Below are 15,474 nucleotides of genomic sequence, written 5' to 3' on the forward strand. Positions count from 1 at the left end.
AGGCTTAACACTCTGCGCCCGTCAGGGCGCTCGCAGGGGTATTGTCCATGACAGACACCACCGCATTTATCACTCTTGAGAATATCAGCAAGCAATTCCCGGGCGTGCTGGCGCTGGATAATGTGAATCTGACGCTGAAAAAAGGCGAAGTTCACTGTCTGGCAGGACAGAACGGTTGCGGTAAAAGCACCATTATTAAAGTGATTTCCGGGGTCTATCAGCCGGAAAAAGGAGCGCAGATCCTGCTGGATGGCAAACTGTTCCACCAGTTGTCGCCGCAGCTCTCTTCGCATTACGGCATCCAGGTTATCTATCAGGATTTATCCCTCTTTCCTAACTTCAGCGTGGCGGAGAATATAGCCGTCAACCGCTACCTGCCCGGCGGCGACATCTGGGTGCGGCGCGGTACGATGAAGCAACAGGCGCTGGCGGCGATGAAGCGGATTGGCGTTAGCATCGATCCCGATAAAAAAGTGGAAAAACTCTCCATTGCCGACCGTCAGCTCGTCGCGATTTGTCGTGCCATTGCCGCCGACGCCCGTCTGGTGATTATGGATGAACCCACTGCTTCCCTGACGCGGCAGGAGGTCAATGGCCTGCTGCGCGTGGTCAACGAACTGAAAGCCGACGGGATTTGCGTGGTGTTCGTCAGCCACCGTCTCGATGAGGTGATGGAAGTGGCGGACCGCATCAGCGTGATGCGCGACGGCAAACTGGTGGGGACGTATCCCGCCAGCGAACTCGACAGCCATGAACTGGCATTCCTGATGACCGGTCAACGCTTCCACTACAGTCCGCTGCCGGAAAAACCGCCGGTTGAGCAGGAGCCGATGCTGGAACTGCGCAACCTGAGCCGCAAAGGAAAATATCAGGATATCAACCTGTCGCTGCGCAGCGGTGAGATCGTATCCATTGTCGGCCTGCTTGGCGCGGGCCGCACCGAACTCTGTCTGAGTCTGTTTGGCATGACCCACCCGGAAAGCGGGGAAATCCGCATTAACGGAAAACCGGTTCAACTGCGCAACAACCATGACGCCATCAGGCACGGGATCGGCTATGTCTCGGAAGATCGCCTGACCCAGGGGCTGATCATGGAACAGTCGATCTACGACAATACGATTGTCACGGTCTTCGACAAACTGCATACCCGCAGCGGTCTGCTCGATCACGGTAAAGCCAAAACGCTGGTCGCCGATCTGATCCGTGAACTGAACATCAAGGTGGCCGATCCGCAGTTGCCGGTCAAAACACTCTCCGGCGGCAACGCCCAGCGAATCGCCATCGCTAAATGGGTGGCGACCCAACCGCGTATCCTGATCCTGGATTCCCCAACGGTGGGGGTTGATATCGCCAACAAAGAGGGGATTTACCAGATCGCCCGCAATCTTGCGGAACAGGGAATGGCGGTGCTGATGATTTGCGATGAGATCCCGGAAGCGTATTACAACAGCCACCGCGTACTGGTCATGCGTCGCGGGAAGCTGGTCGCCGAGTTTAATCCGCATCGCTGTCGTGAAGAGGACATTGCAGAGGTGGTCGAGGTCATCCATGAATAACTTTCGTCTCTCCCGTTTACTCGGGCACCATGAATTCTGGCTGGGCCTGCTGGTGATTGCGCTTGCCGTTGGGCTGAGCGTCAGCACTGACGAGTTCCTGTCACTCGGTAACCTGACGGACGTCGCCACCAGCTATGCCATTCTCGGCATTCTCGCCTGCGGGCTGTTTGTCGTGCTGATCTCCGGCGGAATCGATATTTCGTTCCCGGCGATGACGGCGATAGCGCAATACGCGATGGCAAGCTGGGTAATCGCTCACGGCGGCAACTTTCTGCTGGCGCTGACCATCGCCATCGCCGTCGGCTTATTGCTCGGGCTGATTAACGGCTTTCTGGTCTACTGGCTGCGCGTGCCCGCCATCATCATTACTATCGCTACGCTTAACGTCTATTACGGTCTGCTGGTTTACGCCACCAAAGGCACCTGGCTGTACGGCTTCCCGGACTGGTTCATGAACGGCATCAACTGGCTCTCGTTCACCGCTGCAGATGGCTATGACTACGGCATTACCCTGCCGTTACTGTGCCTGGCAGCGGTGATCGTCTTCACCGCTATCCTGATGAACTACACCCGTCTCGGTCGCCAGATTTACGCGATGGGCGGCAACCGCGACGCCGCCTCCCGCCTCGGACTGAATCTGTTGAAGCTGCATTTCTATGTCTACGGCTACATGGGCATCCTCGCGGGCGTAGCCGCCGTCGTGCAGGCGCAGATCACGCAGTCCGTGGCGCCGAACTCACTGCTCGGTTTTGAGCTGACGGTGCTGGCGGCGGTTGTGCTGGGCGGGACCAGCATGAGCGGCGGACGCGGCACATTAACCGGGACGCTGTTGGGGGTCATTCTGCTGGCCTTTTTGCAAAACGGTCTGACGCTGCTCAGCGTCTCCTCGTACTGGCACACCGTTTTCAGCGGCGTCATTATCCTGGTCAGCATCAGCGCCACCGCGTGGAACGAAAAACGCAAACTGGCAAGGGAGCTTTGAGATGAAAGCGTTCGCAAAAGTATTACCCGGTGATGCCATCATCCGCCTGCAGTGCGTGATTATTATCGTCGTCGCCGTCGTCTTCTCGGCGCTGTTAGGCACTCGCTTTTTCAGCGTCGCAAACTTCCAGTCCATCGGCTCACAGTTACCGATCCTCGGTATGCTGGCGCTGGGAATGGGCATGACCATGCTGACGGGCGGCATTAACCTGTCGATTATTGCCGGCGCCAACGCCTGTTCGCTGGTGATGGCCGCCGTCATCGTTAGCCATCCGGACAATCCGTTGTTCCTTGCGCTGGCGCTGCTGGCCGGTGCGGCGGTCGCCGTGGCGATAGGGACGCTGAACGGCGCGCTGATCGCCTGGGTTGGCGTGTCGCCGATCCTCGCCACGCTCGGCACCATGACGCTGATCTCCGGACTGAATATTTTGCTCTCTAACGGCACGGTGATTTCCGGCTTTCCGGCGGCAATTCAGTACCTCGGCAACGCCACCCTTGCGGGGATCCCCGTCGCCCTGCTGCTCTTCTTATTCGTCGCTGTACTGCTATGGGTGCTGCTGGAGCACACCACGCTTGGGCGCAGTCTCTATCTGATGGGTTCCAACGAGCAGGCGACCCGCTACAGCGGCGTGAACACCGTTCGGGTGCAGATTTCCGTCTACGTCATTTCCGCCCTGCTCGGCTGGGTGGCCGCAATCTTAATGATGGCGAAATTCAACTCGGCGAAGGCCGGATACGGTGAGTCTTATCTGTTGGTCACTATTCTCGCCTCGGTGCTGGGCGGCATCAATCCGGACGGCGGATTTGGCCGTATCATCGGCCTCGTGCTGGCGCTGATTGTGCTGCAAATGCTGGAAAGCGGCTTTAACTTGCTGGGGATCAGTAGCTATCTGACGATGGCGCTTTGGGGCGCGGTACTCATCCTCTTTATCGCATTACAGAATCGTAGAGCCTGATTTCAGGAGAAAAATTATGGCGAGTTACTTTATTGGTGTGGATGTAGGAACCGGCAGCGCTCGCGCAGGGGTATTTGATCTCAACGGCAGAATGGTCGGTCAGGCCACTCGCGCGATTGAGATTTACCGCCCGCAGGCCGATTTCGTCGAGCAGTCGTCCGATAACATCTGGCAGGCCGTCTGCAACGCGGTTCGTGATGCCATTAATCAGTCCGATATCAACCCCATTCAGGTGAAAGGGTTGGGATTTGACGCTACCTGTTCGCTGGTGGTGTTGGATAAAGAGGGCAAACCGCTGACCATCAGCCCTTCCGGGCGCAGCGAACAAAACATTATCGTGTGGATGGATCACCGCGCCATCACCCAGGCCGAGCGCATCAACGCGATGCATCATCGGGTACTGGACTACGTGGGCGGGATCATCTCCCCGGAAATGCAGACGCCGAAACTGCTGTGGCTGAAACAGCATATGCCGAACACCTGGGCAAACGCGGGCTACTATTTTGATTTACCTGACTTCCTGACCTGGCGCGCCACCGGCGACGACACGCGTTCACTTTGCTCCACGGTGTGCAAATGGACCTACATGGGCCATGAAGACAAGTGGGATGCCAGCTACTTCCGCGAGATCGGACTGGAAGATCTGCTGGAACACGATGCGGCAAAAATCGGCCGCTACGTGAAAACGATGGGCGAACCGCTCGGCCATGGGTTGACCCAGCGCGCCGCCAGTGAAATGGGGCTGATTCCGGGCACCGCCGTCAGCGTGTCGATCATCGACGCCCACGCGGGTACCCTCGGTACGCTTGGCGCCTGCGGCGTCTCTGGCGAAGTCGCTGACTTTGACCGTCGCGTGGCGCTGATTGGCGGCACCTCAACCGGTCACATGGCTATCTCTAAACAGCCGCGCTTTATCGGTGGCGTCTGGGGTCCCTACTATTCCGCCGTGTTGCCGGAATACTGGCTCAATGAAGGCGGACAGTCTGCGACCGGCGCGCTGATCGACCACATGATTCAGTCGCACCCTTGTTATGACACGCTGCTGGCACAGGCCAAAGCGCAGGGGCAAACCATTTATGAAGTGCTGAACGCGTTGCTGCGTAAAATGGCAGGCGAGCCGGAGAATATCGCCTTCCTGACCCGCGATATTCATATCCTGCCCTACTTCCACGGCAACCGTTCGCCGCGCGCCAACCCGACGCTGACCGGGGCGATCAGCGGTCTGAAGCTTTCCCGCACGCCGGAAGACATGGCGCTGCACTATCTGGCGACCATTCAGGCCATCGCGCTGGGGACGCGCCACATCATTGAAACCATGAACCAGAGTGGGTATAGCATCGACACCATCATGGCCAGCGGCGGCGGCACCAAGAACCCTATCTTTGTGCAGGAACATGCCAATGCCACCGGTTGCGCCATGTTGTTGCCGGAAGAGAGCGAAGCGATGCTGCTGGGCGGCGCAATGATGGGCACCATCGCCGCCGGCGTTTTTGAGACCTTCCCGGAAGCGATGTCGGCGATGAGCCGGATAGGTAAAACGGTCACCCCGCAGACCAATCGCATTAAGCAGTATTACGACCGTAAATATCAGGTGTTCCACGAGATGTATCAGGATCACATGAAGTACCGCCAGTTAATGCAGGGGGACGCATGAGTAGCCCATGGCAACAGGCCACCGATACCTGGACCCTCTACAGTGAGGCGCTGGCCGGTCTGGGCCAGCATCTGAACGAACCGGTCTGGAACGCATTAATGACGGAACTGCGCGAATGCCGCGGGAAAATCGTGGTCACCGGCGTCGGCACCTCCGGCATTGCGGCGCGAAAAATCGCCCACATGCTGTCCTGCGTTGAGCGCCCGGCGATCTACCTCAACGCCACCGATGCCGCGCACGGCGATCTCGGTTTTTTACGCGCGGACGACCGGGTCATTCTGCTCTCCCGTGGCGGTAACTCTGACGAGCTTACGCGCTTATTGCCGGGTCTGGCCACACGCAGCGTGCCGATTATCAGCGTCACGGAAAACCCGGACTCCGCCATTGCCCGCGCCGCCCGGCTGGTGATTTCCACCGGCGTCCAGCGCGAGGCAGATCCGCTGAACATGCTGGCGACCACCTCCATCATGCTGGTAATTGCGATCTTTGATGCTGCCTGCGCTTGTCTAATGAGCGAAAGCGGCTACTCCAGAGAAACGCTGCTGGCCGTGCATCCGGGTGGCGATGTCGGTTTAACCCTGCGACAGGAACGTTAATCCATTAATAACCTTTCAGCCTCGCCTCCCCCGGCGAGGCTTTTTACTGCGCAATGTGAAGATAAAAACGTGGAAAATCCTAATAAAGCGCTGCGTTAAACTCTCTTACACGGTTACACACGTGAAAAATTCTGTGACCTCTCCCTGCAATCCTGACGCAAAACATTTCATTCGTAATGGCTATGGAAAAACTTTAGCTATTCTTATCTAACATACCTACGGGAGATCCGACAGATGATGCCAACGCTTGCTCCGCCATCTGTACTTTCTGCTCCCCAGCGCCGTTGCCAGGTTTTGCTGACGCTTTTCCAGCCAGGGCAGATTGCCACTGCGGAAATGTTCAGTGCGCTAAATGGTGTCGATGATACTGTTGCCCGTGAGGATATAGTCGAAACGGGACTGGAGATCCAACGTTATCATCGACTCAGCATTAGCACTGGTCCGAACGGGTGCTACCGGATCGAAGGTACCGCGCTTAACCAACGCCTCTGCCTCTTACACTGGCTCAGACGCGGCCTGCGTCTGTGTCCGGCGTTCATTAACCAGCATTTTGCCCCCGCCCTCAAAATTGAGCTGAAACAGCGGGGGATCCTGCGCACGCTGTATGACGATACCAATCTGCATGCGCTGATTAACCTGTGCGCGCGTCGTCTGCAAAAGCCATTCGAATGCCGGGACATCCAGTTCCTGCGCCTCTATCTGCAATATTGTCTGTTGCAGCACCACGCGGGGATCTCGCCGGAATTCAATCCTGTCCAGCAGCGCTGGGCGCAGTCCTGCGCCGAGTACCCGCTGGCACAAGAGATTGGCCGCCACTGGCAGCGACGCGTCATGCAAAATGCGCCGCTTACGGAATCGCTGTTTATGGCGCTGCTGTTTTCGATGATCCGCATCCCGGATCCGATTCGCGATAACCATCAGCAGAACCGACGGTTGCGTCTGGCGATCGCCCGCCTGATCCTGCGCTTTCGCGAAATGGGCGCCGTACGCTTCAATGACGAACACGGGCTGAACGCGCAACTCTACATCCACCTCGCCCAGGCGCTGAACCGCAGTCTGTTTTCTATCGGTATCGATAACACGCTGCCGGAAGAGTTCGCCCGCCTCTATCCGCGTCTGATGCGTACCACTCGCGACGCGTTACGCGGGTTTGAAGAAGAGTATGACGTTGAGTTTTCCGAAGAAGAGACGGGACTGGTGGCGGTGATTTTTGGCGCGTGGCTGATGCAGGATAATGACCTGCATGAAAAACAGGTTGTCTTACTGACCGGGGATAATCCGCAACTGGAGCAGCAGATAGAACAACAGTTGCGTGAACTGACGCTGCTGCCGCTGAACATCAAACCATTGCCGATGCGAACATTCCAGCAGGAAGGCTCACCGCGCGGCGTGGCGCTGATTGTCACCCCTTACGCCACGCTGCTGCCGCTCTTTTCACCCCCGTTGATTCATGCGGATCAGGCGCTGACGCCACATCAGCAGCAGCAGATCCGCAAGATGCTGGAATCAGGCTGAAGCGGCCACTTTTGGCCGCAGCACCATGGCCGGCAACGCCACCAGCGCCATCACCCAGAAGACGCCGTTACCCAGATTCTGGTACAGGAAGCCGGCAAACACGGTCATGATGGCAATGCTGCCGCCCATCGCCACGGCAGAATAGACCGCCTGCAGACGAATGACCTCGCTTCCCTGACGCGCCGCAATATAGCGCATCGCCGCCAGGTGGCAGACGGTAAAGGTGCCGCAGTGGAGGATCTGCACCACAATCAGCCACGGCAGCGCCGTCGTCCAGCCCATCAGTCCCCAGCGAATCACCCCGCAGATGGCGGAGAGCAGTAACAGATCGCGGGCGCTAAAGCGGCGAAACAGCTTATTGCTCAGCGCAAAGATAATCACTTCTGCCACCACGCCAAGCGACCAGAGATAGCCAACTGCCGAAGCGGAATACCCCGCGCCCTGCCAGTAAATGGCGCTAAAGCCGTAGTAGGCGGCATGCGCCCCCTGCAACAGACAGACGCAGGCCAGAAAGCGCCAGCTTTGCGTGACCAGTGCGCGCCAGGCGAGCCAGCCTGCGCTCTCCTGGTGACGGTTTTCCCCTTCGGGCAGCACGCTGGGGCGAATCAGCATTCCCAGCAGCATTGAGGCGACGCCCAGCGTCAGCAGCGCCAGCACGGCCCGATAATCAAATACGCTGACCAGCTTTCCGGTCAACGCCGAACCGATCACAAAAGCCACCGATCCCCACAGCCGTACGCGACCGTAGTCCATCGTGATCTGTTTTTGCCAGGTATTCGCCAGCGCGTCTGTGAGCGGCACCAGCGGTGAGAAGAAGAGGTTAAAGCCGACCATCACCACCATCAGCCAGGCGACGTGGGTTCCGGCCCAGAAGGCCAGCGCAAAGACCAGCGCCAGCAGCGCCAGAATGCGTAACGCGGAGATCAGCCGCGACGGGTCGCTGACCCGTGGGGCAATAATCAGACTCCCGAGAAAACGCGCCACCAGTCCAGCGCCCAACAGCAGGCCAATGGTCTCCGGCGTGAGGCCAAGCCCTTTAAGCCAGACGCTCCAGAAGGGAAGAAAAATCCCGTAGCTAAAAAAGTAGGTGAAGTAACCGAGCGCCAGCCAGCGCGTGGAGTGCAAAGACATGATCCCCTCCCGTGTGGAGGCGATAGTCTGGCGATAAACGCAGGCTGGCGCAAGTGAACATTAACAGCAACATAACAACGATTTGCCACTAATCAACGCGAATCTCCATCGCGAAATGGCACCGTTCGCCAGGGCCTAACATCCGTAATCCCGGCTGCCCCGGCATGTGGTGGGCATTTACCGGATGCGTCTGCGGTTCCAGACAAAGGAATGACTGACCTGGCATTCTGAAAAGCATCAGCCAGGGAGTTTGCGCAGAAATCGTGATCTTCATCACATCATGATAAATAACCGCCTGCCCGCTCCAGCCAGAATACCCCACGTTCAACCAGCGATCCGCGCCATACTGCGCCCTGGTGAAATCGGCCTCCGTCGGCAGTTCACTCTGCCAGGGCAGCGGCAAATGGTGCTCGCCTTCCGGCCAGTAACCGCTGGCCGAAAACTGCAGCGTACTTTGCGCATCGAAAGCAAAAAACGGGTGGAAACCGCAGCCGTACAGCATGGGACGCTTGCCCAGATGAGCGATCGTCAGCGACGCCCTGAATACCGACGCCTCCAGCACATACTGCAGTTCGGCCTGATAATCATAGCCACATGCCAGTTGACTGCGCAGACGCAGCGAACAGCTATCATCGGTCGCCGCCATGACTTCCCAGCGCTTAAGCCAGCCGTCACCGTGCAGGAAAAACCGGTCGTCAGCCTCATACAGCGGCAACTGCACCTCGGTTCCGCACTGGCTGAAGCGGTTACCGGCCACGCGATTGGCAACCGGTAGCATCGGAAACAGCCCGCCATCACCGGCAGTTTTCCCCTCGCCTGCGCGTAAAATCGGCTGTTGATGTGGTAACGAAAACAACGACAGCAGCGTACCGCCCTGCGGATCCACGCGCATCCGCAGATGCGCGTTATGCAGCGTCAGCGGCGTCGTCATCAGCGTGCGCTTCTCTGCTGTGCTGACGGGCTGGCCTTCAGGTGTCTCGCCGCCAGTTGTTCCTCAAGGGCCTCCAGGGTGACGCCTTTGGTTTCCGGCACATTACGCAACACATACACGTAGCCCAGCGCACAAATCACACCATAGAGCAGGAAACTCCCGGCGGCGCCCAGCCCGGCATTAAGCAGCGGGAAGGTATAGGTCAGCAGGAAGCAGGCAATCCACAGCGCCAACGTGCCCAGCGACATCGCCAGTCCGCGTACGCGGTTAGGGAAGATTTCGGACAGCAGCACCCAGGTGACAGGCGCCAGCGTCAGGGCATAAATGGCAATCGCCGCCAGCACCAGAACCAGCACTGGCCAGCCCATAATCCCCATCCCATAAGCGCCAGCAATCAGCACATAAATCACGGTCAGCCCGGATGCGCCAAACAGCATCAGTTTGCGCCGACCAATTTTATCCACCAGCGGCAGCGCGGCAAGGGTAAAGACCAGATTGATAATGCCGGTGGCGACGATGGATTTCAGCGTACCGTTAATGTCGAAACCGGCAGAGGCAAAAATCTCCTGCGCGTAATTAAAGATCACGTTGATCCCGCACCACTGCTGGAAGACCGCCAGCACCATACCAATGATCACAATCGGTTTGATCTGCGGTTGCAGCAGCGTTGACCATGCGACTTTGTGATTATCTTTGAGCAGCGTGTGTTCGATCTCTTTCAGCGTCTGCCCGGCGTACTCCGCAGAACCAATGCGTTGCAGCATGGCGCGCGCACGCTCCGGTTTGCCCGCCTTCACCAGCCAGCGCGGGGATTCCGGAACGAAAAACATCAGCACCAGAAACACCAGCGCGGGAACCAGCTCTGCGCCGAACATCCAGCGCCAGCCCATCTGCCCGTTCCAGCTTTCAACAATCGCCTGTTGCGTGGCCCCTGTGGCAACGGGTTCAGCGATCATCAGGTTGATCAACTGTGCCGCCAGGACGCCAATCACGATGGTCAACTGGTTCACCGCCACAAAACGTCCGCGTTTTTCCGCCGGACTGACTTCAGCGATGTACAGCGGACTGAGCGCTGACGCAAGACCAATCCCGACGCCGCCAACGATGCGGTAAATCACGAACATGTCGAAGTGGCTGGCAACGGCGGTTCCCCATGCGGAAGCACTGAACAGGATAGCAGAGAGGATCAGCGGCATTTTTCGACCAAATTTATCCGCACACCAGCCAGAAATCAGCGCGCCAAAAATACAGCCCACCAGCGCTGAGCTCATCGCCCAGCCCGACTGCGCCGGATCGGTTATCGAGAAGTACGCTTCATAAAAAGGCTTTGCCCCGCCAATCACCACCCAGTCGTAGCCAAACAGCAAACCACCACAGGCCGCGACCAGACAGATGGTCCAGACGTAGCCGATTTTCAAATGTGTCTGCGCGTTATTCATTATGATTCCTCTTTCAGGGAAACGCAGGGAACAGTAGGTTTCCGGTGACGTCACCGCCACCGGTTCAGGGTTTAGTGCAATAACTCCAGTCTGATGACATGGCGCAAGAACAGAGCTTTGTCATGCGCCGGGTTCTGTTGCAGAAGTGCGTCAATCGCCTGCTGGCAGGCAGGTAAATCTCCCAGCCCCAGATGCCCCAACGCGGTAATAAACAGGCAGTGCTGCTGGTGCTTTGCCTCCGCCGGCGTATCAAGCACCACCAGATCCGGTAATGAAACGGCGAAGAAATCCACCTCCGGCACGTGGTCTCGTTGTGACGCCACCCACTGCAGGAAGCTGTGGAAAAGTTGCTCGGCGTCGTCACGTTCACCCAACTGTTTCAGCGCCATGCCCTGCCAGAAGAGATAGTCCACAGGCTGATCGTTGTAGTAGCGTCCGGCATCCAGCGTGTTTCCGCCACGGGTGGCGCGGGCAAAGTAACGCTGCGCTTCGTCATGATATCCCTGACGTTGAGCGCAATAGCCCAACAGATACCAGATATCGTTATCGGTTTGTCCGGGTAAGCGCCCTTCCCCCAGGTTATGCGGATAGATCAGCGCCTGTTGTAGCAGACTGACCGCCTCAGGGAATTCCTCTCTGCCGACCGCCGCCAGCGCCCGATGCATCTGGTTCAGCAGATACTGCCCGGTCGCTTTCCCTTCTCCCCCTTCCCAGGGATGGAATACGCGCTCGCCAAGCACCTTCGCAGCATCATCGTAGTGGCCCAGTCCGTTCCACAGGCTGAGCAACTCCACGGTTAAATCGTCACGCTGGAACACCACCGCCTTGCGCGATTCAAGCTGTTGCAGACGTTGCTCAACCGGCGTCGCCAACAGCTTATTGAGGTAATCCAGTTCAAACAGGAAGCGGGCGTTATCAGGCTCCAGCGCTACGGCCTGCGACAAATACTGCTGTGCCCTGGCGGCATCGTGCTGTTTGTTCCACGCGTAAATCCCCAGCAGACGATGCACGGGCGCAAATTCAGGCTCCTGTTGCAGGGTAAATTGCCAGCAGGAAAGCGCCTCTTCGTAGCGGCGTTTGCTGTACCAGAAGCAGCCCAACAGATAGCGGGCGTAAGCACTGTGCTCCAGCGTTTGCAGCATCTGTACTTCGTCGAGGGTGTTCGGGAAACGCACCCGGTTATGCAGACAAGCACGCGCCTGGGCGATGAACGGCTGCGGATTGTCACTCAGCGACGCCCGCCACAGCAACGGCAGCGTTTCCTGACTGTCCAGCAGTTCCAGTAGTTCGCGTGCCGCGGCTTTCTGACCGAAAGAGAGCAACCATCCCGCCAGTTCGCAGGCGTTAGTACCGCGGCGACCGGTAATGGCGATAAGCGCCATTTTCGACGGTTCATCCCGGCGTATAGCCCAGCGGGCATAGTGCAGCGCGTAGCTGAGCGGGTAATCATTAAGCTGCTGCTCAATGTATTTCAGCGCCTCTGACGTGCGTCCCCGTTCTGCCAGTACCAGCGCTTTCAGTCCCATCGCCAGGTTGTTGCTGCCGTTAAAGCGCAAACTCTGTGTCACTTTTTCCAGTGCATCCGCATGATCGCCACGCGCCATCGCAAGCCGGGCCAGTGCCCAGAAGGCCGCATCACGACAGTTCCCACTCCAGCTCGCCTTGTAGTAGTGATCCCAGGCCTGCAGGCAATCGCCCTGGCGCTCCCGCGCAGCGGCCAACAGCATACTGGCTTCGCCATCGCGCGGGTTTTTGTTCAGGCGATGCGCCCGCTCTAATGCCGCTTTCGCGCAGCGTTCAACTTGCGCCCAGTCAGCCTGGTTCAGCGCCAGCGTCCCCAGTGCGACGTTGTTGCGGTAATCCAGCGGATCAATTTCCAGCGCCCGGCGATAGTAATCCCCGGCGTAACGACTGGCGTGGTTATACTGCTCCAGATGCTGACCGATAAAGTAGAGTTCATCGGTGTTGGATAACGCCTCCGGCTGTGCCGGGGCCGTTGCCGCCGAGGGCAGCGGCAAATCGTCAGCAATGTGTTCTTCGTATTGCAGCAACGTCTGACCGTCGTGACGGGTGACCGTCATGGTGATCCGCGCATAGCCCGAATCGGCAAGCGTCGTCAGCCAGCTTTTCCCCGGCGCCAGCGTCAGCGTGGTTTCAAAGAAAGGCGCGCCGTCTGCGCTGAGCGTCACCCGTACATCATGCAATGGTGCAACCGCATAAACGCCAACGGACAGCTGGTTTTCATCACGCACCAGCCGCAGCGCCAGGTCGGTACTGGCGTTTTGCACCATCCCTAATTCGCTGTATGGCAGGAAGTTCTGAACAAATACCTTCTCTTCATACGGGGCAAGCCAGGTGAAATCCGGCTGATTGTCGGTAAACACCCCGGTCATTAATTCGATATACGGGCCATTCTCATCGGTCAGGTTACGATCCCAGGCCACGCCAAAATCCCCGTATCCCCAGCTCCACTGCTTTTTCCCCGGCGAGATGTGATGATCGGCAACGTGCAACAACCCGCCACGCTCACCGTGATGCCAGGCGCCGACAAAGTCGTAGTCCGATTTTTCCGCCATGTACGAGGTCGGCACCGGCACATTCTTGTAGCGGGAGATATCCACCCCCGCCGAGTAGTCGACTTTGTAATAGGTGCCCGTGGCGATCGGAAAAGCGGAGACATCGCGCTTGCCGTGATCGAACACCGCCGTAACATCAGGCGGGAACACGCTTTGATGATCGTCGCCGCCCTTCACCGCCGGGTTCGCCCACCATAAAAAATGGCGCGGCGTGGCGTTGCCGTTGAAGACTTTACCGGTGATCTCTATCAGCGCGCGATCCGGGTAGAGGGTGAATCCGGTCATCACCTGCAGACCGCGCATTGGCTCCACTTCGCCCATCCAGACGGTTTGTTCGCCGTGCTCCCCTGCCCGCTGCGTAAAATCTACCGGCATAAAAGTGGTGGGGCGGTGGTGCTGCGGCCAGTTAAATTCGATCCCGCCGGAGATCCATGGCCCCAACAGGCCAACCAGCGCAGGTTTCACCACTTCGTTGTAATAGACAAAATCGCGCTGCTGCACTTTGTCATACGCACGGTGGATTCGCCCTCCCAGTTCCGGCAGCAGCATGACGCGGATAAAATCGTTTTCCATCCACACGGCCTGGTAATCGCGCATCTCGCGCTTGCCGGTCAGGGTGTCGATCACGCCGTAAGGGTAAACCGCACCTGAAGACCCCTGATAAACCCGTTTTTCCAGAAACATCGGGTTCGGATCTTCCTCACCCACCGTCCAGGTCGGTAGTGAGAGGGTTTCCTGCCAGACCTTAACTGAACCGTACATGCTGCCTCCACTCAATAAACAAAAGTAAAATGTCATCTTGTGGCTATTGTGTGGTAGTTAACTGGCGGTAAAATGCGCAATGCTCACGCAATATAGTTAAGGGAGTTAAGTGTATGCAGCGTTCGGGATTCAATAACGCCCGGGTCAGGCAGGCGAATAAACAGATCTTCCTGTCGCATTTATGGCGCGAAAAGCAGCTCAGTAAATCGCAGTTGGCGCAGCTCACCGGCCTGTCGATTCCGGCGGTGAGTAACATTCTTGAAGAACTGCTGGACGAAGGGCGGCTTTGCCACTCCCGTGAAACGCTGAGCCAGCGCGGGCTTAGCAGCGGAAGTTTTCATCTGCCGGTACAGGGCGCGTGGACGCTGTGTATCAACGTCACCCCCACCAGTCTGACCAGCCAACTGGCCGATGCGCGTCTGGTGGCGGTTGGCGACTGGCAGCATGAGGTCATTAACGCCGCAACGCCTGACGCGCTGCTTGCCGCGATAGCCAACCACTGGCGGCGCTGGCGTCAGCGCTATCCCGACACCACGATCAACCTCGCGCTGGGCGTCCACGGTCAGGTGGATCCGATCACCGGGGCGTCGAAAACGATGCCGCAGGCGCCGTGGAAAACGCCAGTGGAAATCAAGTATCTGCTGGAGGAGCGGCTCGGCATCCAGGTCCGCCTCGACAACGACTGCGTGATGCTGGCGCTGGCGGAAAAGTGGCAAAATCCGGCCGCCAACGAGGACTTCTGCGTGATTAACGTCGATTACGGCATTGGCTCATCGTTCGTCATTCACGACAGTATCTGGCGCGGTAGCCTGTACGGCAGCGGTCAGATTGGGCATACCATTGTTAACCCCGACGGGATCGCCTGCGACTGCGGTCGTTACGGCTGTCTGGAAACCGTCGCCTCCCTGAGCGCGCTGAAAAAGCAGGCCAGAGTCTGGATGAAGGCGCAGCCGGTGCCAGGAAGGGATCCAGAAACGCTGACCACGGATTTGCTGATCGACGCCTGGCGCAAGGGTGATGTACGCATTCAGGCGTGGGTGGAACATGCCGCCAGCGCGATTGGCTTAAGCCTGTATAACTTTCTTAATATCCTGAATATTAACCAGATCTGGCTGTACGGGCGCAGTTGCGCCTTCGGTGAATCCTGGCTCAATACGCTACGGCAACAGACGGGATTTAACCCTTTCGATCACGGCGATAATCCGCGAGCGAAAGCGACGCAGATTAGCTTTGGCACGTTGACCCGTGCCCAGCAGCTGATGGGAATTGGCTATCTGTACGTGGAGTCGCAACTGAACGAAATATAAGCTTATGGCGCGAATGGCGAGGCTCGGGGTTGTGTATTAATTTTAAAGTACGTTACTCATGCTAATGAGC

11 protein-coding genes are annotated in these 15,474 nt (G+C 57.9%); 7 read left to right on the forward strand and 4 right to left on the reverse strand.

Annotated features, from left to right (window positions below; genetic code table 11):
- The first annotated feature begins 47 nt into the window (after nt 1-47).
- The 6 genes from AL479_RS02770 (at nt 48) to csiE (ending at nt 7,258) form a co-directional block, all read left to right on the forward strand.
- Nucleotides 48-1,556, forward strand: coding sequence for a sugar ABC transporter ATP-binding protein (locus AL479_RS02770; RefSeq protein ID WP_061074975.1), 1,509 nt, complete (start codon nt 48-50; stop codon nt 1,554-1,556).
- Nucleotides 1,549-2,538: an ABC transporter permease gene (locus AL479_RS02775; protein ID WP_061074976.1), complete on the forward strand. Its 990-nt coding sequence runs from the start codon at nt 1,549-1,551 to the stop codon at nt 2,536-2,538. The genes AL479_RS02770 and AL479_RS02775 overlap by 8 nt, the downstream gene beginning before the upstream one ends.
- A 1-nt stretch (nt 2,539) precedes the next feature.
- Complete coding sequence (locus AL479_RS02780) at nt 2,540-3,493, forward strand: ABC transporter permease (RefSeq protein WP_061074977.1); 954 nt, start codon at nt 2,540-2,542, stop codon at nt 3,491-3,493.
- Nucleotides 3,494-3,509: 16 nt separating this feature from the next.
- Nucleotides 3,510-5,147 carry an FGGY-family carbohydrate kinase gene (locus tag AL479_RS02785; RefSeq protein ID WP_061074978.1) on the forward strand — a complete coding sequence of 546 codons (1,638 nt, stop codon included), beginning with the start codon at nt 3,510-3,512 and terminating at the stop codon, nt 5,145-5,147.
- On the forward strand, nt 5,144-5,743 hold the full coding sequence (locus tag AL479_RS02790) for a KpsF/GutQ family sugar-phosphate isomerase (RefSeq protein ID WP_061074979.1): 600 nt from the start codon (nt 5,144-5,146) through the stop codon (nt 5,741-5,743). Before AL479_RS02785 ends, AL479_RS02790 begins: the two co-directional genes overlap by 4 nt.
- 234 nt (nt 5,744-5,977) lie before the next feature.
- Nucleotides 5,978-7,258: a stationary phase inducible protein CsiE gene (csiE, locus tag AL479_RS02795; RefSeq protein WP_061074980.1), complete on the forward strand. Its 1,281-nt coding sequence runs from the start codon at nt 5,978-5,980 to the stop codon at nt 7,256-7,258.
- On the opposite strand, the gene AL479_RS02800 is transcribed toward csiE, so the two are convergent.
- The 4 genes from AL479_RS02800 to AL479_RS02815 all read right to left on the reverse strand — a co-directional run bounded on the left by AL479_RS02800 (nt 7,250) and on the right by AL479_RS02815 (nt 14,097).
- Nucleotides 7,250-8,389, reverse strand: a complete 1,140-nt coding sequence (locus tag AL479_RS02800; RefSeq protein ID WP_061074981.1) for a 3-phenylpropionate MFS transporter — start codon at nt 8,387-8,389, stop codon at nt 7,250-7,252. The two genes, csiE and AL479_RS02800, sit on opposite strands and share 9 nt — an antisense overlap.
- Nucleotides 8,390-8,477: 88 nt before the next feature.
- A complete protein-coding gene (locus AL479_RS02805) occupies nt 8,478-9,320 on the reverse strand; it encodes an aldose 1-epimerase (RefSeq protein ID WP_061074982.1) in 843 nt (280 codons plus the stop codon).
- The gene (locus AL479_RS02810; protein ID WP_061074983.1) at nt 9,320-10,759 is read right to left on the reverse strand and encodes a sugar porter family MFS transporter; all 1,440 of its coding nucleotides are present in this window, start codon (nt 10,757-10,759) and stop codon (nt 9,320-9,322) included. The genes AL479_RS02805 and AL479_RS02810 overlap by 1 nt, the downstream gene beginning before the upstream one ends.
- 71 nt (nt 10,760-10,830) lie before the next feature.
- Nucleotides 10,831-14,097, reverse strand: a complete 3,267-nt coding sequence (locus tag AL479_RS02815; protein ID WP_061074984.1) for a DUF5107 domain-containing protein — start codon at nt 14,095-14,097, stop codon at nt 10,831-10,833.
- Between the two features lie 113 nt (nt 14,098-14,210).
- On the opposite strand from AL479_RS02815, the gene AL479_RS02820 reads away from it, so the two are divergent.
- Nucleotides 14,211-15,404, forward strand: coding sequence for an ROK family transcriptional regulator (locus AL479_RS02820; RefSeq protein WP_061074985.1), 1,194 nt, complete (start codon nt 14,211-14,213; stop codon nt 15,402-15,404).
- The last annotated feature ends 70 nt before the right edge of the window (nt 15,405-15,474 follow it).

Source organism: Citrobacter amalonaticus, assembly GCF_001559075.2.
Taxonomy (GTDB): Bacteria; Pseudomonadota; Gammaproteobacteria; order Enterobacterales; family Enterobacteriaceae; genus Citrobacter_A; species Citrobacter_A amalonaticus_F.